Source organism: Paenibacillus sp. JNUCC-31 (assembly GCF_014844075.1).
In the GTDB taxonomy this organism is placed as follows: Bacteria; Bacillota; Bacilli; order Paenibacillales; family Paenibacillaceae; genus Paenibacillus.
Map to the genome: position 1 here is coordinate 6,025,109 of NZ_CP062165.1, position 26,139 is coordinate 6,051,247.

Annotated in this window: 19 protein-coding genes; 12 read left to right on the forward strand and 7 right to left on the reverse strand. The window is 47.2% G+C overall.

Translation table 11 applies throughout. The annotated features are described in order from the left end of the window. The first annotated feature begins 59 nt into the window (after positions 1 to 59). The 7 genes from JNUCC31_RS26560 (at position 60) to JNUCC31_RS26590 (ending at position 10,333) form a co-directional block, all read left to right on the forward strand. Complete coding sequence (locus JNUCC31_RS26560) at positions 60 to 1,499, forward strand: NAD-dependent malic enzyme (RefSeq protein ID WP_192266133.1); 1,440 nt, start codon at positions 60 to 62, stop codon at positions 1,497 to 1,499. Between the two features lies 1 nt (position 1,500). Then, positions 1,501 to 2,226 (forward strand): HD domain-containing protein, encoded by a 726-nt coding sequence (locus JNUCC31_RS26565; RefSeq protein ID WP_192266135.1) that lies wholly within the window; start codon positions 1,501 to 1,503, stop codon positions 2,224 to 2,226. Between the two features lie 253 nt (positions 2,227 to 2,479). Next, positions 2,480 to 3,547 (forward strand): FUSC family protein, encoded by a 1,068-nt coding sequence (locus JNUCC31_RS26570; RefSeq protein WP_192266137.1) that lies wholly within the window; start codon positions 2,480 to 2,482, stop codon positions 3,545 to 3,547. 144 nt (positions 3,548 to 3,691) lie between these two features. Further along, on the forward strand, positions 3,692 to 4,153 hold the full coding sequence (locus tag JNUCC31_RS26575; RefSeq protein ID WP_192266139.1) for a pyridoxamine 5'-phosphate oxidase family protein: 462 nt from the start codon (positions 3,692 to 3,694) through the stop codon (positions 4,151 to 4,153). Positions 4,154 to 4,429: 276 nt separating this feature from the next. Then, the gene (gene helD / locus JNUCC31_RS26580; protein ID WP_192266141.1) at positions 4,430 to 6,805 is read left to right on the forward strand and encodes an RNA polymerase recycling motor HelD; all 2,376 of its coding nucleotides are present in this window, start codon (positions 4,430 to 4,432) and stop codon (positions 6,803 to 6,805) included. A gap of 357 nt (positions 6,806 to 7,162) precedes the next feature. After that, positions 7,163 to 9,019 carry an adenine deaminase gene (locus JNUCC31_RS26585; protein WP_192266143.1) on the forward strand — a complete coding sequence of 619 codons (1,857 nt, stop codon included), beginning with the start codon at positions 7,163 to 7,165 and terminating at the stop codon, positions 9,017 to 9,019. Between the two features lie 441 nt (positions 9,020 to 9,460). Further along, positions 9,461 to 10,333: a hypothetical protein gene (locus tag JNUCC31_RS26590; protein ID WP_228469263.1), complete on the forward strand. Its 873-nt coding sequence runs from the start codon at positions 9,461 to 9,463 to the stop codon at positions 10,331 to 10,333. A 172-nt stretch (positions 10,334 to 10,505) separates the two neighbouring features. Here JNUCC31_RS26590 and JNUCC31_RS26595 read toward each other — a convergent pair whose 3' ends face one another. Further along, positions 10,506 to 11,420: an AraC family transcriptional regulator gene (locus JNUCC31_RS26595; RefSeq protein WP_192266147.1), complete on the reverse strand. Its 915-nt coding sequence runs from the start codon at positions 11,418 to 11,420 to the stop codon at positions 10,506 to 10,508. A 172-nt stretch (positions 11,421 to 11,592) separates the two neighbouring features. Between JNUCC31_RS26595 and yicI the strand changes: the two genes are divergently transcribed. The 4 genes from yicI (at position 11,593) to bcbE (ending at position 19,455) form a co-directional block, all read left to right on the forward strand. Next, on the forward strand, positions 11,593 to 13,911 hold the full coding sequence (gene yicI / locus JNUCC31_RS26600) for an alpha-xylosidase (RefSeq protein WP_192266149.1): 2,319 nt from the start codon (positions 11,593 to 11,595) through the stop codon (positions 13,909 to 13,911). Positions 13,912 to 14,051: 140 nt separating this feature from the next. Continuing rightward, a complete protein-coding gene (locus tag JNUCC31_RS26605) occupies positions 14,052 to 15,062 on the forward strand; it encodes a phosphotransferase family protein (RefSeq protein ID WP_192266151.1) in 1,011 nt (336 codons plus the stop codon). 18 nt (positions 15,063 to 15,080) lie between these two features. Continuing rightward, on the forward strand, positions 15,081 to 17,969 hold the full coding sequence (locus tag JNUCC31_RS26610) for a glycoside hydrolase family 3 C-terminal domain-containing protein (RefSeq protein ID WP_192266154.1): 2,889 nt from the start codon (positions 15,081 to 15,083) through the stop codon (positions 17,967 to 17,969). 184 nt (positions 17,970 to 18,153) lie between these two features. Continuing rightward, positions 18,154 to 19,455 (forward strand): bacillibactin exporter BcbE, encoded by a 1,302-nt coding sequence (gene bcbE, locus JNUCC31_RS26615; protein ID WP_192266156.1) that lies wholly within the window; start codon positions 18,154 to 18,156, stop codon positions 19,453 to 19,455. Positions 19,456 to 19,535: 80 nt separating this feature from the next. On the opposite strand, the gene JNUCC31_RS26620 is transcribed toward bcbE, so the two are convergent. Then, positions 19,536 to 20,867, reverse strand: coding sequence for an MFS transporter (locus tag JNUCC31_RS26620; protein ID WP_192266158.1), 1,332 nt, complete (start codon positions 20,865 to 20,867; stop codon positions 19,536 to 19,538). Positions 20,868 to 20,897: 30 nt separating this feature from the next. Further along, positions 20,898 to 21,320: a MarR family winged helix-turn-helix transcriptional regulator gene (locus tag JNUCC31_RS26625; RefSeq protein ID WP_192273364.1), complete on the reverse strand. Its 423-nt coding sequence runs from the start codon at positions 21,318 to 21,320 to the stop codon at positions 20,898 to 20,900. A gap of 240 nt (positions 21,321 to 21,560) precedes the next feature. On the opposite strand from JNUCC31_RS26625, the gene JNUCC31_RS26630 reads away from it, so the two are divergent. Then, positions 21,561 to 22,031 (forward strand): RbsD/FucU family protein, encoded by a 471-nt coding sequence (locus JNUCC31_RS26630; protein WP_192266160.1) that lies wholly within the window; start codon positions 21,561 to 21,563, stop codon positions 22,029 to 22,031. A gap of 7 nt (positions 22,032 to 22,038) precedes the next feature. On the opposite strand, the gene JNUCC31_RS26635 is transcribed toward JNUCC31_RS26630, so the two are convergent. Genes JNUCC31_RS26635 through JNUCC31_RS26650 form a run of 4 tightly spaced genes read right to left on the reverse strand, consistent with a single transcriptional unit; the run spans position 22,039 to position 26,023 of the window. Beyond that, entirely contained in the window at positions 22,039 to 23,157 is a 1,119-nt protein-coding gene (locus tag JNUCC31_RS26635) for a GerAB/ArcD/ProY family transporter (protein ID WP_192266162.1), read from the reverse strand. Positions 23,158 to 23,172: 15 nt separating this feature from the next. Next, complete coding sequence (locus tag JNUCC31_RS26640; protein WP_192266164.1) at positions 23,173 to 23,379, reverse strand: hypothetical protein; 207 nt, start codon at positions 23,377 to 23,379, stop codon at positions 23,173 to 23,175. Between the two features lie 47 nt (positions 23,380 to 23,426). Further along, positions 23,427 to 24,578, reverse strand: a complete 1,152-nt coding sequence (locus JNUCC31_RS26645; RefSeq protein ID WP_192266166.1) for a Ger(x)C family spore germination protein — start codon at positions 24,576 to 24,578, stop codon at positions 23,427 to 23,429. Next, a complete protein-coding gene (locus tag JNUCC31_RS26650) occupies positions 24,578 to 26,023 on the reverse strand; it encodes a spore germination protein (protein ID WP_192266168.1) in 1,446 nt (481 codons plus the stop codon). The genes JNUCC31_RS26645 and JNUCC31_RS26650 overlap by 1 nt, the downstream gene beginning before the upstream one ends. Positions 26,024 to 26,139 lie beyond the last annotated feature (116 nt).

The window sequence follows — 26,139 nt, forward strand, 5'->3', positions numbered from 1 at the left end:
GCAGCGAAGACAAACAGGTAACATTGTAACTCATGACTTTCAGTCTGGGAGGAATTGGAATGAATCAGAGGAATCTAGACGGCAACAGCTTCATTATTCGACTGGAAATGACAACAAAGGATATCAAATTTGGTGAAGTCGCTTCGGCCATCTCGGAAGCTGGCGGGGATATCATTGCCATCGACGTGATTTCGACCAATCAGGATGTAAGTGTGCGCGACTTGACTGTCGCCGTAACAGATGCACAAGATAACAGCAAAATTATAGAAGGGGTGCGCCAGCTCAAAGGTGTATCCATTATTAACGTATCGGATCGGACGTTCCTGCTTCATTTGGGCGGCAAGATCGAAGTTACTCCGAAGGTCCCGATTCATAACCGGGAAGATCTGTCACGCGTATATACACCGGATGTAGCCCGGGTATGCTCGGCCATTTCAGAAGAGCCTGGAAAAGCATTTTCGCTGACAATCAAACGGAATACGGTTGCCGTAGTATCGGATGGCAGCGCTGTGCTTGGACTCGGCAACATTGGACCACGTGCCGCAATGCCAGTCATGGAAGGTAAAGCGATGTTGTTCAAACAGTTTGCAGGAGTGGACGCTTTCCCAATCTGCCTGGATACACAAGATACCGAGGAAATCATTCGAACTGTGAAAGCGATCTCACCAGCTTTTGGCGGGATTAATCTGGAGGATATCTCGTCTCCGCGTTGCTTCGAAATTGAGCGTCGCCTGAATGAGGAGCTGGATATTCCGGTATTTCATGATGACCAGCATGGTACGGCGGTTGTACTGTATGCAGGTCTGATTAACGCGCTTAAGCTGGTAGGGAAATCCATTACGGATGTGAAAATCGTTGTCTGTGGCATTGGTGCAGCAGGTGTGGCTTGCAGTAATATTCTGCTGTCTGCGGGAGCGAACCGGGTGGTTGGTGTCGATCGTGACGGGGCGTTAGTAAGGACGAATTCCTATGATAATGAAGTATGGACCGACTATGCGGCTCGTACCAATCCGGAGCTGGAGACAGGCTCACTTCGTGATGTAATTCGCGGAGCAGATGTCTTCATCGGCCTGTCCCGTGGTAATCTGTTAACTCGGGAAGATGTGCAAACCATGGCAGCCGACCCCATTGTTTTCGCCATGGCGAATCCGGTACCGGAGATTATGCCGTCCGTAGTGGAGGACATTGTGGCTGTCATGGCGACAGGTCGCTCCGATTATCCGAATCAGATCAATAACGTACTGTGTTTTCCGGGGATGTTCAGAGCGGTTCTGGACTGCCGTGCAAGTGAAATTAATGAGGAAATGAAGCTGGCTGCAGCCCAGGCAATTGCTTCAGCCATTTCGGATGAAGAACGTACCCGGTATTACATTATCCCGAGTGTGTTCAACGATAAAATTGTCAAATCGATGCGCAATCGCGTGATTGAAGCAGCGGTCAAGACGGGTGTGGCACGGCGTATACCGCGTGAACAAGCCCGCGAAGGCGGGGAAGTGTAAGATGCAAGAGAAATCCCCTCAACATCCGAATCAAAGCGCGCAGCGATCGGGTCATGAGGATCATGTGGATGGAACATTAACAGGAGAGGCCATTCTTCGTGCGGCTCGCGCTTTTGTTCAGGGAGACGCTGCCGCACATACGGATGGTCATGACTGGCCTCATATTGAACGGGTCACCACACTTGCGGTTGAACTCGCACATCGTATGGGCGCCGATCCTTTCATCTGTGAACTGGCTGCATTACTGCATGATGTGCCAGATGAGAAGCTGAACGAAAGTCTGGAAGTGGGGATGGCGAAGCTGATTGCGTGGCTGGATAGCCAACCACTTGATGCAGATACACGGGAAGCTGTGGTAAACATCATCAGCACCATCTCCTTTGCAGGAGGACAGCGTCCTGCCGTTTCATCGCTGGAAGCCAAGGTGGTGCAGGATGCGGACCGCCTGGATGCGCTGGGCGCTATCGGTATTGCGCGTACGTTTGCTTTTGCCGGCGCAAGAGGTCGCGAGATGTATGATCCAGCCCTTCCTCCACGAGAGCAGATGACGCGGGAGGAATACCGGAATGGACGCAGTACTACGATCAATCACTTTTACGAAAAGTTGTTTAAGCTAAAAGATCTGATGAACACGTCCTATGGCAAGGAACTGGCAGAGCAGCGTCATGATTTTATGGTGCAATTCGTGGAGCAGTTCAAACGTGAATGGGAAGGAAGGTTTTCATAACCTTCGCAGATTGAGTTAAACATACAATACCCCCTACTTCCGAGAGTGGAGTGTGGGGTATTGTTTTGTGTACATAGAAGTAGTAGGAAATGGAATTCTACTCATCAACAGGATACAGGGCATGGTAACCCCAAGCCTTCCATGATACAATAAATCGTTCTCCTGAATTGATTCGGGCAAAAAAAGAAATATGGGGTAATAATGATAATGATCAAACGAACGAAATCAGTACTGAAGAAGAGGAGGGGTCACCATGTCATTTGGTGCACGTGTACTTAAGACGGGAATCGCGGTCACGCTGGCCCTGTACCTTAGCAGCATGTTCTTGAACCCGCAATCTCCCGTTCCCGCCGCAATCGCGGCCATCTTTGCCATGCAGCCATCCATCTACCGGTCCTGGAAGTATTTCCTGGATCAGCTGCAAACGACTACACTTGGTGCCATTGTCGCCTTGCTGGGAGGCATGGTGCTGTCCAATGAACCCATCGCCGTCGGGTTGATTATTGTACTGGTTATAATGATTTGTCTTAAATTGAATATGGGGGAGACAGTTGGTCTGACACTGGTAACCGTTGTATCCATTATGGAAGCATCGGGTGATTGGCATTTTGCATTGAATCGTTTCCTGCTGACGCTTGTTGGCATTGTATCTGCGTTTCTTATTAATATTACGGTATTTCCGCCCAAGCCGAAGATTCAGTTCGTGAAACAGATTCAGAGTGTGTTCAGTGGCATGTCACTGCTGCTGCGCACATCCATCTCGGATGAGATCAAGGAAGTCGTATTCCGGGATGAGAAAAATAATTTGGGTGGTTCGATTAAATCCTTATCCGACAAGTATAACTTGTTTGAGGAAGAGCAGAAGAAGATGAAACGTTCCAAATTCAGCGAGACCCGGCAGATGGTTGTGTACAAACAGATGCTGCTGAGTCTGCAAAAAGGATTTGATGTGCTGGATTCGGTAGAACGCCATTATTTTCAGGCGCAGCGGACACCAGAAATGGATCAGTTCTTTGATGCTCATCTGGAGCTGGTCATCAAATTCCATGAACATGCGTTACTCAAGTTCGAAGATAAACTGAAGCCGAACGGTGAAGAGGCGGCACAGTTCATTTTGGACAATGATCGTTTCATGGAACAGGCGATTGCTCAGTTTGATAAGAATCAGGATGGAATGTTGAGACTGTCCATTGTGGCTTCCGCGATCTATGATTACGGCTATCAACTGGAACGATTGAATCGGCTTGCCGAGCATGTACACGGATCCAGTGAAGACAAAGATTCGCAAGATACCATTTTGAATTGGCTTAAATGGCCCTAAACATGCAGTACAGATTGCAGTGATGAGGGATCATCATATACAATGGGAGCACAACTAGCCCGGACCGCGTGTCCGGGTTGTTTTGTATACATAGTGGAATGAATGCAACGAAATCCGAATCTAAATGAAACGAGGGATATAGAAATGAATGTACCAAAGCTAGACGCCAAATGGATAGAGTGGCTGAGTGGTGATCATCTGGAGCAGAAGCAGCATGAAGCGATGCAATTGTTAACGGTGTCCGAAGATGCCTGGCCCCATCAGGCAATGATCAGCATGGGAGAAGTGATTGCCATCAGTCCAACGCGGCTTAGACTGGCGTTATGGCAAGGAACCCAGACAAGTATGAATATGAGCCGAACAGGCAAGGCTACCTTGATTGCAGTTCATGAGCAACGTCTGCTGCATATTCGTCTGGAAGTGAGTCCGTTACCTCAGATTGGGGAATTTATGTATCCAAGAGATCGTTTTGAAGCTCAAGTGGTGAATGTACGTGTGGATCAAGCACCATATGCAGAGATTACTTCAGGCATAACATTTCAATTAAAGGATGAGTCTGAAGCGGTGACTCGCTGGAAGGAAACCATCGAAGAATTACGGAAATAAAGGGTGTCTAACCATAGCAAGGTCGTTCTTGGGTAATAATACAAGAAACATCAGAAAGACAAATCAGTTAAAAGAATAAATAAAAACAACAAAAAACGCCTCCGCTTGCAACGGGACGCAGTCACTGGTACAATAAAAAATGGTTTTCATAAAATTAGAACTAATTAACATAAAATTAAAATGTTTACTTTCTAATTAATTATACCATAGCCTTTTCGGGCTTGTCAAATGGGCTTTTTGAGGACACAATCCGGGGAAAGAGGGGCGTATTAACATATGAGTACAGACCAGCAATGGAGCGAGGAACAGCAGCGGGTCAACATTGTAACCGAACAGATTGAACGGAAAATCGACATCCTAGAAAAAGAGGTCGGTTCCTTCCGGGACGAAGTTGTGGGCATGAGAAAAGACTTCTGGGACGAAGTCACCATGAACTTCAGCGAAGCGGATGACGTGGGTGAGACCTCCACCAGCATGCGGCAGCAATCACAGGTTCTGTCTGACCGGGAGCGTAGTCATCTAAATACGGCAGCAGCACTGGACAAAATGAAACGGCTGCACCATTCACCTTATTTCGGACGCATTGATTTTAAGGAAGACGGCTTTCCGCATGCTGAACGCATTTATCTGGGGATTGCATCGTTGCTGGATGAGAACGAAGAATCTTTTCTTGTATATGACTGGCGGGCACCCATATCGAACCTGTATTATGATGGTGCGCCGGGTCCGGTTACGTATCATACACCAAGTGGAGAGATTAACGGCGATATTGAGATGAAGCGGCAGTTTGTCATTCGGGATGGACGTATCCGCTTTATGTTTGACACTGGAGTTACGATTGGGGATGAGCTGTTGCAGGCCGTCCTCAGCCGAACCTCGGATGCACAGATGAAAAGCATTGTGGCAACAATCCAAAAGGAGCAAAACCGAATTATCCGTAATGATCGGACTCGCATGCTGATCGTACAGGGAGCTGCGGGCAGTGGTAAAACATCCGCTGCACTTCAGCGTGTGGCGTATCTTCTCTATAAATACCGCGAGCATTTGCAAGCGGATCAGATGGTCCTTTTTTCGCCCAACCCGATGTTCAACAGTTATGTTTCCACCGTTCTGCCTGAGCTTGGAGAGGAAAATATGTTGCAAACGACGTTCCAGGAATATTTGGAACGCCGTCTGGGACGTGAATATCAGCTGGAAGATCCATTCATTCAACTTGAATACGTGCTCACCGGAACAGAAGATCCTCAGTACGAAGCGCGTATGTCCGGTATTCGATTCAAATCGTCTGATTCCTTCCTCAAGGTCATTACACGGTACAAGGACAGCATGCTAACGGAAGGCATGAAGTTCAAGCCAGTTCGATTCCAAGGGCGGGCTGTAGTCACGGCAGAGGCCATGGCCGAGAAATTTTACAGTTTTGAGTCATCCGTTAAGCTGGTGAATCGTCTGGAAATACTGCGAGACTGGATGCTCAAAGAGCTATCTGCGTTCGGTAAAGGGGAATTGGAGGCTCCTTGGGTAGATCAACAACTGGATCTGATGGAGCCCGAGGATCTGCAACGTGCCTATCAACGCCTGAAGCGAAAGCAAAAAGGGAAGTCGGACACCTTCGATGATTTCCAGCAGGAAAGAGAAATACTCGCCCGCATGGTTGTGAGTGATCGGCTCAAGCCTTTGCGCAAATGGATCAAATCCTTGCGTTTTGTCGATGTTCGTCAGCTGTACGCGCATTTATTCAACGATCGGGCTCAGATGATCCGCCTATTGGGGGAGGAAGCATTGCCTCCATACTGGGAAGAGATTGGGGACATGACTCTTCGCAGGATGAAAGCACAGGAGCTGGCGTATGAGGATATCACACCTTATTTGTATTTGCGTGAATTGCTGCTCGGGTTCCATATTAACTCCAATATCCGTCATGTGATTATTGATGAGGCTCAGGATTACTCTGCATTTCAACTGGCCTTTATGAAAAGGTTATTCCCTAGAGCTAAAATGACGGCACTCGGAGATTTCAATCAGGCTATCTATGCCCATTCCTCGGTATTGCGTGGAACGGGACCGCTGACTAACCTCTATGGACCGGAAAATACAGAAGTAATTGAACTGACGAGAAGCTATCGTTCAACACAGGAGATCGTGGAGTTTACCCGCGGCATGGTGCCTGGTGGTGACGAGATCGTTCCTTTTAACCGGAGCGGGGAAAAGCCGAAAGTGATCGTCTCTTCCAATGAGCAGGAGCATTTGGAAGTTATTACAGCCGATCTCCGTCACCTGATTCAGGAAGGGTACGAATCGGTTGCAGTCATCTGCAAGACGGCGGAAGAGAGCAAGGACGTACATGAGGTGTTAAGCAAAGTACTGCCTGCGGCGCCGAAGTTAATCAAAAAAACAACACTGGCCTTTGAACGTGGTGTGCATATCATCCCTGCTTATCTGGCCAAAGGTGTGGAGTTTGATGCTGTGCTGATCTATGATGGCTCTGCAGAACAATACGCCCAGGAGCATGAACGCAAGCTGTTCTACACCGCTTGTACTCGAGCCATGCACTTGCTGCACGTGTACTGCCTGGGTAAACCAAGTCCGTTCATTACATCTCAGTCCGAAGAATTATATGACATGGGTAAAGTATCTGCGGCCCAAGCCGATTAACTTTATCTTTCACGTTCGTGAAGAAGGCTTCCGTTCAATGGGACGGAAGTCTTTCTGTGTATTGCGGAATACGATGTGGGGAATAAGAAACTCCATAAGGTTGGACTTTGGTGTAAGAAATATCACAAATAAGGCTAACGTCGAAGTGCTACAGGCGATCATTACACTGTGCGCGAATTACAATGATACGGCTTCTGACATAAGATCAGATGGATTAGGTTTCATAGATAAAAAATGATCCATCATTTGTGTTGATGCACAATAGGTGTGAATTTTCTTTACACAGAGGGTCGGGACTCATATAATCGTAACAATCTATTTTTTTTGGATCGTTTATTTCATGAAGGAGGCAGCAACATGAACACACCATCTTTTGAACGCCCGTTAATGGCGGATTGTGTACCGGATCTGGTAGCAACAGCACGGGGAGACTTGCCTGCAACATTGGTCATTCGGGGCGGAACGCTGGTTAATGTAATTTCGGGTGAGATTTTACCAGGGATGTCCATAGCGGTACAGGGAGCCCGGATTGCATATGTAGGCAAAGATGTAAGCCATACGATCGGAGAACATACACGCATCATTGAGGCTGAAGGCAAATACATTGCGCCCGGATTGCTGGATGGGCACTGTCACATTGAAAGTACTCAAATGAAAGTAACCGAGTTTGCAAGAGCCGTTCTGCCTTCCGGTACAACCGGTGGTTTCTTTGACCCGCATGAGATTTCCAATGTGCTTGGACTGAAAGGTCTGCGATTAATGCTGGATGAAGCACGTACGACCCCAATGGCTGCTTATATGCAGGTGGCTTCCTGTGTTCCTTCCACACATCCGGGACTGGAGACAACAGGTGCGTATATTGGACCGGAAGAAGTGGCGGAAGCTCTATCCTGGGGGCCGGATATGATTGGTCTAGGCGAAGTGATGAACTTCCCAGGGGTTGTTTATGGCGACGAGACGATGATTGGTGAGATTCAGGCAACGCTGCGAGCAGGCAAGGTGGCCGACGGTCACTTCACCTGGGCAGCGGATGACTGGCGTCTGCCAGCCTATGCAGCAAGTGGCGTTACGGGGGATCATGAATGTGTTACGAAGGAAGATGTGGTGGAACGTCTGCGGCTTGGCATGTATGCCAAAATGCGTCAGGGCTCTGCATGGCATGACGTTGCGGAAACGATCAAAGCCTGCACAGAGCTTGGTTTGGATACACGCCGCATGATGCTGGTGACCGATGATCGAAGTTCCGAGTCATTGCTCAAGGAAGGTCATATGGATTTTGTCGTTCGATTGGCTATTTCGCAAGGGGTGAAGCCGGTCACGGCTTTCCAGATGGCAACCATCAATACGGCTGAACGCTTCGGCGTAGCCCGTGACGTAGGTGCCGTGATCCCGGGGAATATCGCCGACATTATTTTGCTCGATGGACGTTTGGCGGATGTCCGTGTAGGGATGACGATTGCCGCGGGGCATGTTGTGGCAGAGAACGGCAAAATGACAGCGGTATGGGATGGCTTCATCTATCCGGAAGAGGCGCTGAACACAGTGAAACTGGAGGCCAATATCCAGCCGAAGGACATGGAGCTGTCCGCGCCGATTACCGAAGGTATGATTGGAGCGAAAGTCATTCATGTGACAGAGAATCATGTGGATACGAAAGAAAAGCATGTGAATGTCGCGGTGGAACATGGTAATGTCGTCATTCCGGCTTCTGGTGAAATTTGCAAAATCGCGGTGCTGGAGCGTCATAAACAAACGGGAAATCGTGCTGTTGCGCTTGTAGGAGGCATTGGTTTTACATGTCCTGCGGCCATTGCCATGACCGTTGCTCATGACAGCCACAATCTGCTCATTATCGGTAATGATGACGCATTGATGGCTGAGGCAGGTAACCGGGTCATTAAAATGCAAGGCGGCGTAGCCGTTGTGACTACCTCCGGTGTGACCGAATTCCCATTGCGAATTGCGGGCTTGATGTCAACAGAATCTTTCGAAAAGGTGGCAGTCCAATCTGCTGCTGTCAGTGAAGCACTGCAGTCTGCTGGCTGTACGTTAAATAACGCCTTCATGACGCTGTCCCTGCTGGCGCTAGTTGTGATCCCGGAACTGCGTTTGTCCGACAAAGGTCTGGTACGCATTTCGGCAGAAGGCATTGAGCTGGTATCCCTGTTTGATGAAATGGTGGAGAATACACCGGCTGCACCAGCTGGGAACTAACGAATAACGAATCAACCACATCCGTTTGTCCTTGAAGCGGGAAGGAAAATGAAGGTCGTCTTAGGCGGCCTTTTTTGCGTTTAGATGGAAAGCGCTTTCTAGGTCTTCGGTCGTTTGTGGTTCATATGTAATGAATGACTCAAGATAGGTGTAAATAAAGCTTAATTTATAATATTTTCTATAAATGAGTCTTAAGGACTATAAATACAGAAGTGTGTATACCCGAAATAATGTTATATGATTCTTTCGTCGTGAGTCTTAGAGATGATGTTGCATATAGAAGCAATGTAAATAGTCGTACTTCGAATCTGTGCCTTTGAATGAATATAAAACGATAGAATTTCATCGAGATTTGCACGTCAGAGCTGCAAACATCAAAGGGAGTGTATAAATATGAAAAGCAAAAGGGGTCAATATTTAGTTTTGTTCATAAGTTGTTTCATGCTGTTAACGAGCAATACCTACACTTGCAAGGCCACTGCACTGGGTTCAGTTGACAGTTATGAAACCATCCATGGAACGGTACAGGGATCGGTGAGAGCAACCTGGTTATGGGACACCATGCAGATTCAAAGTAACCCTCAGCTCGTTCTGAAGTTTGCGACTGTGAACAAAATCAATACGATCTACCTACAAATGAATCGGGATGTGAAGCTTCCGTACTATACGGATTTCATTCGTATGGCCAGAGAGAAAAATATTGCCGTGGACGTCATGGATGGCAGACCTGCCTGGGGATTGACCGAGAGCCGGCAGCAAATTGCCGATTTTCTGAACTGGGTTGAAGCATATCAAAATCAAGTAGAGCCCAATGAGAAATTTGCAGGCATTCATCTGGACATTGAACCTCATGTTCATCCAGAGTGGAAAACAAATCAGGCCAGTGTGATTACACAGTGGCAGGGGAACGTTCAATATATAGTTGATCGGGCCGCTCGGATGAAAATGCCTGTAGCCGCAGACCTGCCCTTCTGGCTTGATGGTTACAAGATTCCGGGTTCAACGATGAATGTAAGCAGCTGGATGATCCGCAAGTTCGATTCAATCACCATTATGGCGTATCGGGATACGGCTGCGGCTATCTATAAAGTAGCGAAGGATGAGCTTGAGGAAGCGGCACTACTGGGCAAAACGGTATCCATTGCCGTGGAGACCAAGCAGAGCAAGGAAGGCGACTTTATCACCTTTTATGAAGAAGGTACAGCGTATATGGAAGCACAGCTCCAATTGGTTGAGAAAATGGCGAGTACACAATCGTCGTTTAACGGCTTTTCGGTCCATGAGTACAGCTCATGGGAGCTATTAAAGAAATAAATTCCATCCATCAGAAAGAAAAAGGTGCTTATAGCCGAACTGAAGTGCGACCTGTCAAGTGAACAAGTCGCACTTCAAACGAGCTGTGGCACCTTTTGTTTATAAGATCCACAAGTGGAAAGCAGTGAACGATCGCGGCTACAGTGTTCAGGAAACTTCATAAAGTTTACGACTAGATCAGCGCAGGTTCCATCTCCACTTTCTCATAAAACATTTTGCGGTATTGGGATGGGGTCGTATTCTTGTGTTTCTTGAACGTTGTAATGAAGTAGCTTAAATGCTCGAAGCCGACGTCCATGGCAATATCCACAATTTTGTGGTCGGTATTCTCAAGCTGATAACAGGCCTGCTGAACACGATAATAGTTGATATAGTCGACCGGGCTTTTCTGCACCATTTGTTTGAAAAAGCGGCAAAAGTGTCCTTCGCTCATATTGGCTTCATCCGCCAGTTCTTTCAACTTGAGTGGTTCGGGATAACGCTTGTGAATATAGCTTAACACTGATTTCAGGCGTTCCACTTTATCATGGCTGCCTGCCGAAACGGTTCCTTTAAGTGGGGCAGGTCTCATATGTTCAAACAATTGTGCAAAGATAAGATAGAGGTAAGCCTTCGTTGTCATCTCACAGGTGGCTGTCCCAGTGGCATGATCAGCGAAAATTCGTTTTAAATGATGAAGAATCTCTTGTCCCCACGCTTCATCGGCACGGATATGGTAAGGAGGAAGAATCGTTTTGTGTACAAGGGGGCCCACGAATTTCTCCTGTACAGCATCGAATGTCCGACTGCCTAACAGCTCCGGGTTAAATACAATGGACGAAAAAACGCAGGGGACATCACCCTTTAGATAGCCTGCATGAATCTCACCCCGATTGATAAATATGGCTTCGCCCGCCTGAACCTCTACCGTATTCATATCGATTTGAAAAACAGCACTGCCCTGAGTCACCATGGTGAACTCCATCTCATCATGCCAGTGGCAATCCAGAATGCTGTCGCCATTCAACTGCTGAATATCCGGGTACACACTGACGGGATACATGGCATTGCCGTGAATCCGGTTTTCCCGTAATCGTTCACGTTCCATAGGAGATTCTCCTTTTGCATCATTATTAATGTAAACGTTCCCATAGATTGGTGATGTTTATAAGGAAACGGATAAGAAATATCAAAATCGTGATATATTTGGTCAAAATATGAGAAGAAATTCGTTATTAATGTCAATATTATTATAGTATAACCGAAGGGGGAAAGAAAACATGAAATTTACTGATGGATTCTGGATGACTCGTGAAGGGTACCACATTCAAAACCCGACTGACATTCGTGATATTGTGCCAAAAGAGGATTCTTTGACCGTATATGCGGCAACTAAATATATTCGTACCAAAGGCGATACGTTGAATGGTACATTGCTTAAAGCGACGTACAGCTCACCTATGCCTAACGTTATCCGTGTAACCTTGAATCACCATAAGGGCGGAGTGAAAAAAGGGCCTGAATTTGAGCTTAACCATCAAGATGTGAACGTTGACATCTCGAAAAATGAACAAGGTGCTGTTTTGAAAAGCGGCAATCTGGAAGTTCAAATCGACAAAACGAATGGGTGGGACGTCAGCTTCCTGTATGGAGGAAAACGGATTACAGGTAGTGGTCAAAGAGCGGCTGGTTATATTACAGGTCCGAGTAAGGAAGCGTACTTCCGCGAGCAGCTTGATCTCGGCATTGGTGAATACGTTTACGGACTTGGTGAGCGCTTCACACCGTTTGTTAAGAATGGTCAAGTGGTTGATACTTGGAATGAGGACGGCGGTACAAGCAGCGAGCAGTCCTATAAAAACATTCCTTTCTATTTGTCCAATAAGGGATATGGCGTATTTGTAAACCATCCTGAACGCGTATCGTATGAGATTGCATCTGAGAATGTATCTAAAGTGCAGTTCAGCGTAGAAGGCGAGACGTTGGAATACTTCATTATCGGCGGTGACAATCCAAAGGATGTACTTGATAATTATACGAAATTAACAGGTAAACCAGCGCTTCCACCGGCATGGACGTTTGGTCTGTGGCTGACCACATCATTCACAACGGATTATGATGAAGCAACCGTTAACCATTTCGTAGATGGTATGGCTGAACGTGATCTTCCGCTGTCTGTATTCCATTTTGACTGTTTCTGGATGAAGGAATACCAATGGTCTGATTTCGTATGGGATGAAGCAATGTTCCCCGATCCGGAAGGCATGCTTGCACGTCTGAAAGAAAAAGGTCTTAAAATTTGTGCTTGGATCAATCCTTATATCGCTGAAAAATCCTACTTGTTCGATGAAGGTATGGAGAACGGTTATCTGGTAAAAACAGCGGATGGCAGCGTATGGCAATGGGATATGTGGCAAGCAGGCATGGCTCTGGTTGATTTCACGAATCCGGATGCTGTGAATTGGTATAAGAGCAAGCTGGAAGTCCTGCTTGATCAAGGTGTTGATTCATTCAAAACTGACTTTGGTGAAAGAATTCCGACAGATGTCGTGTACTTTGATGGCTCTGATCCGGTTAAAATGCACAACTATTATACACAGCTCTATAACAAAGCTGTATTTGAATTGCTCGAAGAAAAGATTGGCAAAAATGAAGCTGCCCTGTTTGCACGCTCTGCAACAGCAGGTGGTCAACAGTTCCCGGTTCACTGGGGTGGAGACTGCTCTTCTACTTATGAATCCATGGCTGAATCACTTCGAGGCGGTCTCTCTCTTGGACTTTCCGGTTTCGGATTCTGGAGCCATGATATCAGTGGCTTTGAGAGTACAGCAACCCCTGACGTATATAAACGCTGGGTGCAATTCGGACTTTTATCTTCTCACAGCCGCTTACACGGAAGTACTTCGTATCGTGTGCCTTGGCTGTTCGACGAGGAATCCGTGGACGTTGTTCGTGACTTTACCAAACTCAAAATCAGCTTGATGCCGTATCTCTACAATTCTGCGGTGGAGTCGACTGTAAAAGGTATTCCGATGATGCGCGCTATGCTGCTGGATTTCCCTGACGATCCAACAACATACAGCCTGGATACACAATACATGTTTGGTGATTCGATCCTGGTGGCTCCAATCTTCAACAAGGAGGGTGATGTTCGTTATTACCTGCCTGAAGGTACATGGACCAACTATCTGACAGGTGCTAAAGTTGAAGGTGGACGCTGGATTAGCGAAAACCATGACTTCAAAACACTGCCAATGATGGTTAAGCCAAACAGCCTGATTGCTGTTGGTGCTGTGGATAGCAAACCGGATTATGACTTTGCGGATAATGTATCCCTTCACTTGTTCGAACTGGCTGACGGCAACTCCGCTCAAGCGGTGGTTGTAAACCAAAATGCTGAGCAGGAGTTGGTTGTTAACGTATCCCGTAACGGCTCTGTTCTGGAAGTTCGTGCTGAAGGTGCAGGCAAACCATGGAATCTCGTGCTGCGTGGCATGGAGAGTGTATCCAGCGTGGAGGGCGGCTCCCAAGTGTCTGGTGCCAATGGTGTTGTCGTTACGGCAGCAGCAGGTACAAGCTCGCTTACCATTCAACTGTAATATGTATTGATGACAGAAGGGCGGTGCCGGAAGGTGCCGTCTGTTTGTTTACTGTCGAGCCATGGAAGTATGGTTCCAGCAAGGAAATGGTAGTATCATTTAAATTGCTAGCGACAGATAAAGATAGGGGATTAAATAAAATGATCACAATGAATTCAGGGTTACATCAAACCATTACAGCAGAGATGCTGCACCATCTGGTGGAGAAAAATTTTGGAACCGCTACCATCGTAAAGAATTTTGCTCTTCTGCATGGTGGACTTTTTAATACAACGTACCGGATTCAGCTTGAACATGCATCGGTTACGGATGTGATTTTGCGTTTGGCCCCAGAGCGGGTAGTAATGCCGTCCGGTTCTGCGAGCGATCCGTTATTTTCATTTGAACGTACGATGATGGCGGCCGAACCTGTTGTTTATGACTACTACCATAAGGTCGGCATTCCCGCTCCAAACATTATTGCCTGTGATGATAGCGGATCGATCATTCCGAGAACGTACATGTTTATGGAGTTTATCCCCAGCAAGCAGCTGGATCATCCATCGATTTCGGAAGCAGATAAAGAGCGATTATATCATCAGCTCGGCGCTTATACCGCTGTCATGCATCAGATTGAGGGTACCTCGTTTGGCTGGCCGCAGGGCGATGGGACGATTAAAGGCTCGAATCAATGGTCCGAGGTGCTGCACTCTTTTGCAGAAGAGACGGCCCTCAAAGCGTCACAAGCCGGGTATATGCCAGGTGTGGGACAAGAGATTGCAGATATGTTCATAAAAAATAAGGATTTATTTGACCAGGTGGCTGTTCCGGTTCTTGTGCATAATGATCTGTGGGAAGCTAACGTGCTTGTCCATGAGGAAAACGGGGAGCTAAACATTGCCGCCCTTATTGATGGGGATCGTTCCATGTTTGCCGACAGGGAGTTTGAAGCCATTTTATCGACAGAATCAGCTGCTTTTCATGAAGGCTATGGTCACCCACAGGATATGTCTGATGAGGGGCAGGCTCGCCGACTTGCCTATCGGATACTTTCCTCTTACTTTAATGCATATGTCCATGAGCATCAGGTAGATCAGCCGGAGACAGGACAGAAGTATTGCAAACGTACACGGAATCTATTGGAACAATGGAAGCAACTCAAACTTAACTAATGCGTAGGAGGGCTTAGCATGAAGGAGTATGTTCAATATCCAATGTGGGACGCAACATTGTCCTTGGAAGAACGGCTGGATGATTTGATCGCGCGTCTGACAACCGAGGAGAAGATTCGATTAATTCCTACTCGTGAAGCCGCCGTGCCCCGATTGGGAATACCTGGCTACAACGTTGGAGGTGAGGCGGCTCACGGGGTTGCCTGGATCGGCGAGGCTACCGTGTTTCCGCAACCTCTCGGTTTGTCGAGCACCTGGAATACGAGGCTCATGCGTGAGATTGGCTCCGTCATCGGAGATGAAGCCAGAGCATACCACCATCGTGCACCTGAACGCCATGGCTTGACTTTATGGGCACCAACCGTCGATCTGGAACGTGATCCGCGTTGGGGCAGAACGGAAGAAGGTTATGGTGAAGACCCCGTACTGACGGGTGAAATGTCGGCAGCGCTTGTGAAAGGCATGCAGGGAAATCACTCTTTCTATCTGAAAATGGTAGCGACGCTGAAGCACTTTTTTGCCAACAATAATGAGAAGGATCGGTTAAATTGTTCATCCAGCATCGATCCGCGCAACTTGCGTGAATATTATTTAAAAGCATTTGAGACGCCTTTCGTAGAAGGCGGTGCCTTGTCGATGATGACGGCATACAATTCCATCAACGGCACACCAGCCATTGAAAGTCCATATGTGAATGATGTGGTCAAGGGTGAGTGGGCCATGCCTGGATTTATCGTCTGTGACGGGGGAGACTTGTCCCAGACGGTCAATTATCATGGTTATCATGCCTCGCATGCGGAATCGGCGGCAGGTGCTATAAAGGCAGGCGTGGACTGTTTGACGGACGAGGTTGATTTAGTCGTATCTGCCTTGGAAGAGGCGCTTGAGCGGAACTTGCTGGAGGTCGAGGATCTTGATCGGGCCATTCGTAATATTTTTGGCGTGCGGATGCGGCTTGGCCAACTGGATCAGACGGGGCTTAATCCATACGCTTCGATAACGGAGTCTGTATTGTGTGCACCTGAACATGGAAAGTTAAGCTATAGAGCGGCTGCCGAGTCTATTGTTTTACTCAAAAACGAGGGTCTGCTTCCACTCCATGCAAAAACGTTGCAAAAAGTTAGTGTGATTGGCCCCCTTGCGGATGTGGTCTATACCGATTGGTACAGCGGCACGCTGCCTTATCGTGTTACCGCTCTTGAAGGACTGCGCAAGCAGCTTGCCGGAGCAGAAGTATCTTTTGTAGATGGGAATGATCGCATAATCCTGAGGACAGGCGATGGAAAGGTAATTACGCTTGGTGCTGAAGGAAAGCTTGTTGCCGCGCCGGAAGGCAGTGCAGAGACAGCCGAGTTCATCCATCAGGATTGGGGCTGGGGAAGTCACACGCTTCGCAGTGTGAAGAATAATCGCTATGTTTCGTTAACCGAACAGGGCATTTATCAGGCGAATGCACCGGAGATTGGTGGCTGGTTCGTCAAGGAAGTGATACAGATTAATTCACTAGCGGATGGAAACAGTACGATGCGTTCATGGAATGGGGTTCCGTTGGCGTTGAATGAACAGCAGGGGCAGCGGGTGCTTTCTCCAATGACGGAACAAACAGATGAGGACTTGGCGATTGAAGGAATGCAGGAATCTGCTGTGTTCAAGCTGGATGTGATTGCTAACGGAATAGAGCAGGCGAGAGAAGCTGCACAGAACAACGACGTCTCTGTCGTTGTTGTCGGTAATAGTCCGTATATTAACGGTAAAGAGGAAATCGATCGCCCTAGTCTGCTGCTTCCGCCTGATCAGGTTCGGCTGGTGAAGGAAGTCTGCAATGTGAACCCGAATACGGTGGTTGTCATTGTGGGCAGTTATCCATTTGTACTGCAAGAGTTGAAAGATGTGGCTCCGGCAATGGTATACCTGACACATGCAGGGCAGGAATTGGGAAATGCGGTTGCCGATGTTCTGCTTGGAAATTATGCGCCTGCTGGCAGATTAAACATGACCTGGTATGAGGATGAATCGCAGCTTCCTGATATCATGGATTATGATATCATTCTTAACGGTACAACTTATATGTATCATGAAGGCCCGGTTCTGTTTCCCTTTGGTCATGGGTTGACCTATTCAGAATTTGAGTATAAATCGATCCAAGTGGATCGGGGACAGGGAGCTTCTGGAGAAGATGTGCTGAAGATTGAGGTACAGGTCGAGAACAAAGGGCCTTATGACAGTGATGAAGTGGTTCAACTGTATGGACACGCGCGAACTTCCAGGGTGAAACGCCCGCAAAGACAGTTGATCGGCTTTCGGCGGATTCATGTTGCCTCCGGCGCTGAAGAGAAGCTCTCTTTCGAAATTCCTATGGAGAAGCTGGCTCTGTGGGATGTCACTCGTGACAGATATTGCCTTGAAACAGCTTCCTGGTCAATCATGGTTGGTCGTTCCTCATCAGATATTCGTCAGACAGCTGAAATTCACATCGAAGGGGAAATCATTCCTGCACGTGCGCTGAATCTGCCTACTTATGCGGAAAATTACGATGCATATGCAGGTGTTCTTCTGGATGAATGTCTGGAAGGGCGTTCAGCTGTCCGCGCAATTGCTTCAGGTGAACCGTTATATCGCGAAGGTCAATCCTCGTGGATTTCATTTTATGACAATGCCTTCCGACAAGCCCGTGCGTTTGAGGGCAGGGTCGCTGCTTTTGGAAAAGCTGGTACTCTTGAGATTCGAGCTGGAGGTCCGGAAGGGCCGTTGCTGGGGACCTGTGTCGTCCCGGGGCCTGGGTCTGTAAATGGAAAGGATCCCGAATGGAAAACAGTACGCTGTAACCTGGAGACGGAACATGAGATAGATCAGTTGTGCATGGTGTTTAAGGGCGGCGCAGCCCTCCAACAATTTGTGTTACATTAAGCGTCTATTCTCCAACTTCATGAAAGCATAGCTCAAAAAGGCTGTTCGGACACCGAATTCAGTGTCCGAACAGCCTTTTTGCGTTGTGATTCGAAGTGATGTTTTTTACATATCCCGTATATTCAACTGCAGAACAACCCACAATAACGTTGTAGTTTTCTGAATCTGTAAAGGTGGTTGAGGTATGAACGACAAAAAGTGGGACCTCGTCGCACTTGCTTCCATCCCGGTAATCATGACGCTGGGCAATTCCATGCTGATACCCATCCTTCCGCAAATTGAACGTGAATTGAAAGTATCCTCATTCAAAGTCAGCATGCTAATTACGGTTTATGCGGTCGTCGCAATCCTGCTCATTCCACTTGCAGGGTATCTGTCTGATCGTTTTGGCAGGAAAGCCGTCATTATTCCCAGCCTCATCATTGCAGCAGCAGGAGGCGCGGTTGCAGGAGGAGCAGCCTGGATGCTGAATGGAAATGCAGCATATTGGATCATTCTCGCCGGCAGGCTGTTGCAAGGCATTGGGGCAGCGGGGGCTTTTCCGATTGTCATTCCATTGGTTGGAGACATGTTCGATGATGAAAACGAGGTGAGTAAAAGCCTTGGGATCATTGAGACCTCGAATACTTTCGGTAAAGTATTAAGCCCAATTTTAGGTGCAGCTCTGGCTATGTGGCTTTGGTATTTGCCTTTTATGGCCATTCCGGTACTCTGTGTGCTGTCATTGGTCCTGGTTATTTTTCTGGTGAAAACACCGAAGAAAGATGAGGAACCGCCAAGCTTTCGTGAGTTTATTGCTTCCATTCGCAGTGTATTGAAAGTAAAGGGACGCTGGCTGTATGCCATTTTTGCAATCGGCGGTATTTGCATGTTTGTGCTTTTTGGTGTGCTCTTTTATCTATCGGAGACCTTGGAGTCGGAGTTCAAATTAAAAGGCGTACTCAAAGGTCTTGTGCTTGCCATTCCGTTGGCAGCCTTGTGTCTGTCGTCTTATCTTGCCGGGAAATGGATTGGGAAGAACAAGACAAGAATGAAATGGCTTGGGTTTATCGGACTTGCTGTTTTGACTGTGTCTCTTGGCGTTATCGGACTTTTCGACAATATATATGTGGTCGTCGGTTTGTTCACCCTTGGAGGTGCGGGCATAGGGGCCACACTGCCCTGTTTGGATGCCCTGGTTACTGAAGGTGTGGACAAGGAACAGCGCGGGACCATTACGGCCTTGTTTAGCAGCATGCGTTTTATTGGCGTGTCTCTTGGTCCACCAATCGTCTCATTATTGATCGGATCCCACCACTTTCTTCTATTTGGTATTCTTGCCGCGTCCGGAGCGGTAGGAGGGTTACTTACATTGCTGGCAGTCAAGCCGGATCAGGGGAATGAACCCAACTCAGGTACCGGACAGAAAAAGCATGAACGTAATCATGATGATGTCAAACAGCCTAGCAAATATGTACAGGGGCGGAGAAAGAAAAGTCCATTCTGAATATGAGACATAAAAAAATGCGTCTACTCTGGAGTCTAATTCCCTCACAGTGTAGACGCATTCCCATGGAAATCGTCATTTTATTTGGATTCGTTATTTTTCCGTTCCGTTGGTAGGCCGTCTTCGGTTACTGTTTCGTTCTTCTCATGTTGTCCCGTATTCTGCGCTTCTATATGTGTATGAGAGAGAAGCGGATGAACAGGCACACTGAACCCTCCGCTTCGTTTCCCCTGAATCAGGTAAATCAGCAGAAAAATAATCATAAATATAACAGAATAACGGTACATATCCGTATAACTGGTCATGGAGGCGATCGCACCAAGCAAAAGGGCACCCGTAGCAATCCCCAGATCCAGCGTGTTTAGAAACATACCGTTCGCCATACCGCGCTGTGAAGGAGAAACAATCTGAATCATCCACGTTTGCAGTGAGGACTGCATGGAGCCATATCCGATTCCGTATATAAATGCAGCAACAAACACAATGGACATGGAAGTGGCATAGGAAAGAATGATCAATCCGACTGCGACGAATATGGCCCCTGGAATCAGTAAAGCTTTGGGACCCTTGCTGTCATAGATTCGCCCTGCAAAGGGTCTGACCAACAATACAGCGAGAGCGTTAAACAAAAAGAACAACGCCGGGTTAGCCAAATGGGCTTCTTTGCCATAAAGGACGATAAATCCGACCAATCCACCATATGTGATAGACAGTAAACAATTCAGGATACTTGGCAGAACAAGCTTGCGGTTGAAAGGAGTTTTTGTCTTCGTGCCAGACACCGCAGCTGTTCCAGCGGGTGAAGTCTGTATCCCATCGACACTGTTCCTGATAGCTTTCTTGCGTGTCAGCGAATAGCTTAGCGGATAGATGACCGCAATAACTCCTGCTGTACATAACATCAGTGTCACGAACCCGGCGCCCTGTAATACCGTTACCCCAATAATGGGACCCATGGACATCGCTAGGCTGGTAGACAGGCCGAAATAACCCATGCCTTCGCCCATCCGTTTGACGGGCACAATATCCGACGCCATCGTTGGGAAGGCCGTACTACTCATGCCAAATCCGATCCCGAACACCATGCGCAGCAATAACAGGACAGCAATACCTGCTGCAAAGTAATATCCAAGTGTGGCAAGCAGGGCAACGGTCAGGCCGATATAGATCATGGCATTACGAAGACCCTTCTCCAATGCTTTGGCTGAATAGAGTCGGGCAGCAATGGCGCTGAGGGCAAAAAGACAGGTGAAGAGGCTGACTTCAAAGGCATTGGCGTGAAAACGATCCTGCACATAGGAAGGCAGTGGGGATACAATCATGTGAAGCTGCAGAAAGAGTAGAAAGTTACATACCATGAGCAGGATAAAATCGGTGGTCCATAGTTTGACTTGTGTTGAGTTTGACTTCATATTCATTCATTCCCCCTGGTGTAAAATTCGTTACAGGTTGCTGTTCATGAGGGAAAGAGTATGTTTAAATGCTTCCATCTGGTCTTCGGGAATACCTTCAGTAAGATTTTTATTCATTTCTCTTTCGAGCGGAACCAGCTGATCAAGCAATTTTTTTCCTTCTTCGGTCAAATAGAGCAAATAGGCTCTGCGGTCCTGTTCGCTGGTACGGCGATCAACCCAGCCTTTCTTTTCCAACAGGTCAATAATCCGTGCAGTTGTGGGCTGGTCTTTATAGACGCGCGTAGCAACTTCCTTCTGATTCACCCCTTCGCCTTTACCGATATTAAACAGAACAGAAAATTGCTCTGTCGTAATATCATAGGGTTTGAATTGAATAGCGAGTAAAGCCGAAGCCTTGCGGTGTGTCAAGCCCAGCATAAATCCAATGGATTGGTCGAGCGAGTAGTCCATCCCCATGTAAATCCTCTCTTTCTTTTAGCAAATTACTATCAATGCATTTACTTGTCATAACAACTATATGCCAAACAACTATTTTTGTCAAAGCAGATCTGAACTTGTTTTATGCAAAGCTTTGGAAATGCTGATAAAATAGAAATGCCACTGTATGCAAAAATGTAGGATACATGTTGGTGAGCTTACGAAGATGAATCTGCTCCAGCTGATCATGGAGCCGACCAAGGAGAGTTGTGTATGCTGAAAAACATTCCCGCAATAATACCTCCGGAACTGCTGAAACTGATGTCTGAAATGGGGCATGGAGATGAGATGGTATTGGCCGATGGCAACTTCCCTGCAGCCAGTCATGCCCAGCGACTGATTCGCTGTGATGGGTTGGGTACCGTGGAATTGCTGGATGCCATTCTAACATTGTATCCACTGGATACCTATGCTGAGCGGCCGGCAGCCGTAATGCAGGTTGTCAAGGGTGATCAGGTGGTACCCATTATCTGGGAAGATTACCGCAGGTTGATTCTTGACCATGAAGGGATCGCGGACCCCTTTGATCACGAAGAGCGTTTCGCGTTTTATGAAAGGGCTTCCCGAGCTTATGCAATCATCGCAACCGGTGAACGCGCGCAGTATGCCAATCTGATTTTGAAAAAAGGGGTCATTTTCCCGGAAACGGACTCTCCGCAAGCACAAAAGGCTGAATCGTACTAAATGCAAGTCACGGCGAGGGAGTGGCAGACGCTTTGCTCGCCTTTTTGTTTTTTCCAAAACGCATCCAGTATATAACAACATAGAATATAGGCATACATTCGATAAGCACGCCATATGCAGCAATGGCATAAGAACGAATAGCCATTTCATAGGCAGCCGCATCTTTTGCATATTGAAGTACAAAAGAGGCGGCCGTTCCTGCAAGCAGATAGACGACTGTTTTATTCTGACGGACCCCTGTTAGTTTGGCGAGGCAAACGGAGGCTACGTACAGCAGAAATGAACTGCGGGTAAACATCGTTGTAGACCAGATGGCAATCAGAAAAGGATCGAAATTATCCAGAAAATCGCCATAACGGGCAAAACGTATCATCTCCAGCAGCGGATAACGAAGACTACTGGCTTCATACGGTCCAAAACTCATCAAGGTAAACATCCAGAACACGATAATAAATATCGCAAGCGTTAAGCCTGCGAATAACATACTTCTCAAAAGTGGACGTCTGAAAGCAACAGCGGGGGCGAGGAACAGAAACATCATCCATTCAGAAAACCAGGGCATGGTTGAAAACGAACCTGTGATAATTTCTCCCAGATCATGATGAGTTAACATGGCGAGCAGAACATCCGTATTCCCCCCGCCCGTTACCGCAGGCATGATAATAGTGGACGTGAAGATTTGAACCAGAAATATGCCCTCTGACAAATAGACGATCGTAATCAAACCTGAGCGTGCCGAAAGACTGATACATAAAACGGTTATGGTTGCTGTTAGCCAGATGGGTGTCTCGGGCATGTACATGGATTGCAAAAAAACGATGAAATTCTCCACATCAATGGATATCAAATACAGGCACAGCAACACAATGAGACCGAGGAACAACTTGTGAATGACCTTGCCTACAATTTCTTCCCCAAAATCAATCCAGGGCCGATCCGGATGCACAGCCCCCAGTCTGTAAGTGAAAAACAGAAGAATCAGACTGATGGCGAACCCGCCAAGCGTGGATAACCATCCCTGATAACCGCTCATTTTGAACAATCGCTGAAGCAAAAACGCAATAGGTGCGGAATATAGAAAGACAAACATAAAGCGGTAGGCCTGTCCGGCAGATAGTTTGATCATGGCGTACTCCTTTCCTTAGCCCAAAAGGCGGTCTGCCCAGCCGAAGAGCAGCCTGATGATATCATTGGGATTAGGCCACCCCGGTACGGAGACCGCGAGGGTATTCCATACCAGAAATATCGCCAGCAGAATGAAATAAGCCCGTTTCATCCCCTTTTTGCTGGACTTGATCAGGGGCCACTCCAATATGTACAGCACGGCAAACAAAACAACAGCTACCATTCTATTTTCCTCCTAAGCGGCCTTGCGCTTGTCCTTCTCTGTTCTTATCAGAAGCTGGACTCCGAACCTACGAACTGGATGTTGATTTTGGTATTAACCTGAAACTGCAATTCGTTTTTGACATACTCATTCCAAACGGGCCGCAGCTGTTCCCAGATTCGTGGATATGCCCACTCCAGTCGGTAACCGAGCATCAGAATATCGGCTTCTTTACGTTGCCCCTTTCTTATCGCCTGTGTTAGATAGGCACTCACTTTTTCATTTGCCTTCTTTTCAATCGTTCGAACACCCACAATGTCTTTGACCTTGAGGATGGGAATCACGGAATTTATCTCTGCTTTTCCGAGTAAAGTAATGTCAAAAAAAGGACGTCCATTGACAAGCCTGACCTTGATTTTGGAATTCAAATTGTAGACTGTCATGCTCGCTTTTTCTTTGTTGGTTTCCACGGAGACGGCTACGGTATCCAATTTGCGATTGGCCCAGGCAACGCTCCTCGTTTCCTCAGCCGGAATAGAATCGACCATTTTCATCTGTTTAAAAAGAGCAGCCCCTACCTGACTGGTCCATTTTTTGCGAGCATTATTCTCACTTTCCATCGCAGTTTCTCTGCTTTGCAGCAAGGGGGCCGCAAAGCCCTGGTTCATTTTATCAGCGGTAAGTACACTGATTACTTGCGTTTTTAGCATATTTTCCTCGGTTGCAAATTCTCTTAGAACATCACTTGGTGTTTCTTCAAAAACGGGAGTTAGATCAGCTATATCTCTGGCTCTGCCCTTGGCAACCATGATGTAACTGCTCAGATGGAATAAGGGCTCACGTGAGATCCATTCCATCGTATCTTGAATTCCCTCTCTGGCGTATGCTTCTCCGAATACCACGACACGTGTGTGTCCCCAGGAAAGCTTGCGTGTGAGATCCGTTTGGATTTTCTCCATAGCATCAGCTATAGTGTATGCTGTTGCCGAAACGAGCGCATATGGATTTTTTCCAGATCCACCCGTACCTTCCGGTGAAATTCGATTGGGAAGTGGCATGCTTAGAGAAAGATCGATTTCACCCGGCTTCTCTCCTTTATCCACATACATGGCGGTTATAAAAGATCGTTCATTAATTTCGACTTTGGACCAGCAGCCACTGCACATTAAAACGCACATCAACACGACAATCAGTTTGAGGGGCATCACTCCATATTTCATCAGGTTTTTTGCCTCTTCTCATCCGTATCTACGTAGGCTGCCGGCCGCTTTTTCATCAGAAACCAGGGCACTCGAACGATGGTATCCTTGATATCACGCAGTATGAGAGGGGCGAAAGGCTGCATGTATGGAACGCCAAATGAGCGAAGACTGACCATATACGAATAGATCAGATAGATCGAGATCACTATGCCGAAGAGACCCAGGGTGCCACCCATAAAGAGCACCGGAAAACGAAGCAGCCTGAAGGCCAGCCCCAGCTCGAAGTGCGGGATGATGAAAGCGGCGACACCTGTGATGGAAACAACGATAACGAGTGGTGCTGATACGATTCCAGCCTGTACGGCTGCTTGTCCAATTACAATTCCGCCAATAATGGATACCGTCTGACCGAGCGGCTTCGGAATACGTATTCCTGCTTCGCGCAGACCTTCAAAGGTCACTTCCATAATGAGCGCTTCAATCAGAGCGGGAAAAGGGATATTTTCTCTCGCAGATGCGATGGTGATCAGCAGGTTGGTAGGAATGATCTCCGGATGAAATGTAGTTACGGCGACATAAAAGGATGGCAGCAGAAAGGCTATAAAGGCAAACAGCAGGCGGATCATTCGGATAAAGGACGCAGAATGAAATCGTTGATAGTAATCTTCCGATGACTGCATCAACGAGAAAAAAGTAACCGGAATGAGCAGGGAGAAGGGGGTTCCGTCCTGCATGACCCCAATCCGCCCTTCAACCAGTGCTGCGGCAACTGTATCAGGTCTCTCCGTATATTGATATTGTGGAAAAGGAGAGAGCGGATGGTCCTCAAGAAATTCGGACAAATAACTCACACCCAAACTGCTATCCATATCAATATTACCGAGACTTTCCAATACGTTTTCCAGAATATCCGCTTTGCATAACCCTTGAATATATACAACGAATACCTCGGTCTTCGTATATTTTCCGATGGTGAATTTGATCATCTTGAGATCGGGATGTTTGATTTTGTGCCGGAGCAGTGACATATTTACATGAATATCTTCAATGAAGGCTTCCTGAGGGCCGACAACCACGACTTCATTGGTGGATTCGGGCACCGAACGCCTTTGATAATTTTGAAGAGCAAAATGAATCATGCCCGAAATACCTTCGATATATAAGGCCGCATTACCTGACACGAGATCATCCGCTATAGCTTCTGCTGATTCCGAGTGATGGCTGTTGAGCGTGAAAAATGATCCGGTCATGACACGAGTGATGAAGAGGGGATCCATTTCATTTCGTGAGGCCTCCTCAAGCAGCGGTTTGATGATGGCTTCTCGCATTGTAGGAGTATCCACGATAGACTGAATATAGAGGAGTTCACAGTGAAAGGGTCCAACTTGAAAAGGCTGATAGATCATGTCGGCAACACCCAATAGACGAGCTTTAACCTGTTCATAGATATTATCTGTTTCCATTTCAGTTCCTCCTCCCTATGCTATAATGCTAAGCCGGTGACCTGACTATAGTGTGCGACGCTTCCAATGAAATATACTTTTTAGTTTGGATTATCGAAATATATTACAAACTTTGA

Bases quoted from the DNA above. Each gene is read 5' to 3' on its own strand.
- JNUCC31_RS26575 (WP_192266139.1), top strand. From the start codon at position 3,692: ATGAATGTACCAAAGCTAGACGCCAAATGGATAGAGTGGCTGAGTGGT.
- bcbE (WP_192266156.1), top strand. From the start codon at position 18,154: ATGAACGACAAAAAGTGGGACCTCGTCGCACTTGCTTCCATCCCGGTA.
- JNUCC31_RS26590 (WP_228469263.1), top strand. From the start codon at position 9,461: ATGCTGTTAACGAGCAATACCTACACTTGCAAGGCCACTGCACTGGGT.
- helD (WP_192266141.1), top strand. From the start codon at position 4,430: ATGAGTACAGACCAGCAATGGAGCGAGGAACAGCAGCGGGTCAACATT.
- JNUCC31_RS26635 (WP_192266162.1), bottom strand. From the start codon at position 23,157: ATGATCAAACTATCTGCCGGACAGGCCTACCGCTTTATGTTTGTCTTT.
- JNUCC31_RS26645 (WP_192266166.1), bottom strand. From the start codon at position 24,578: ATGAAATATGGAGTGATGCCCCTCAAACTGATTGTCGTGTTGATGTGC.
- JNUCC31_RS26570 (WP_192266137.1), top strand. From the start codon at position 2,480: ATGTCATTTGGTGCACGTGTACTTAAGACGGGAATCGCGGTCACGCTG.
- yicI (WP_192266149.1), top strand. From the start codon at position 11,593: ATGAAATTTACTGATGGATTCTGGATGACTCGTGAAGGGTACCACATT.
- JNUCC31_RS26625 (WP_192273364.1), bottom strand. From the start codon at position 21,320: ATGGACTACTCGCTCGACCAATCCATTGGATTTATGCTGGGCTTGACA.
- JNUCC31_RS26640 (WP_192266164.1), bottom strand. From the start codon at position 23,379: ATGGTAGCTGTTGTTTTGTTTGCCGTGCTGTACATATTGGAGTGGCCC.
- JNUCC31_RS26630 (WP_192266160.1), top strand. From the start codon at position 21,561: ATGCTGAAAAACATTCCCGCAATAATACCTCCGGAACTGCTGAAACTG.
- JNUCC31_RS26650 (WP_192266168.1), bottom strand. From the start codon at position 26,023: ATGGAAACAGATAATATCTATGAACAGGTTAAAGCTCGTCTATTGGGT.
- JNUCC31_RS26620 (WP_192266158.1), bottom strand. From the start codon at position 20,867: ATGAAGTCAAACTCAACACAAGTCAAACTATGGACCACCGATTTTATC.
- JNUCC31_RS26605 (WP_192266151.1), top strand. From the start codon at position 14,052: ATGATCACAATGAATTCAGGGTTACATCAAACCATTACAGCAGAGATG.
- JNUCC31_RS26565 (WP_192266135.1), top strand. From the start codon at position 1,501: ATGCAAGAGAAATCCCCTCAACATCCGAATCAAAGCGCGCAGCGATCG.
- JNUCC31_RS26610 (WP_192266154.1), top strand. From the start codon at position 15,081: ATGAAGGAGTATGTTCAATATCCAATGTGGGACGCAACATTGTCCTTG.
- JNUCC31_RS26595 (WP_192266147.1), bottom strand. From the start codon at position 11,420: ATGGAACGTGAACGATTACGGGAAAACCGGATTCACGGCAATGCCATG.
- JNUCC31_RS26585 (WP_192266143.1), top strand. From the start codon at position 7,163: ATGAACACACCATCTTTTGAACGCCCGTTAATGGCGGATTGTGTACCG.
- JNUCC31_RS26560 (WP_192266133.1), top strand. From the start codon at position 60: ATGAATCAGAGGAATCTAGACGGCAACAGCTTCATTATTCGACTGGAA.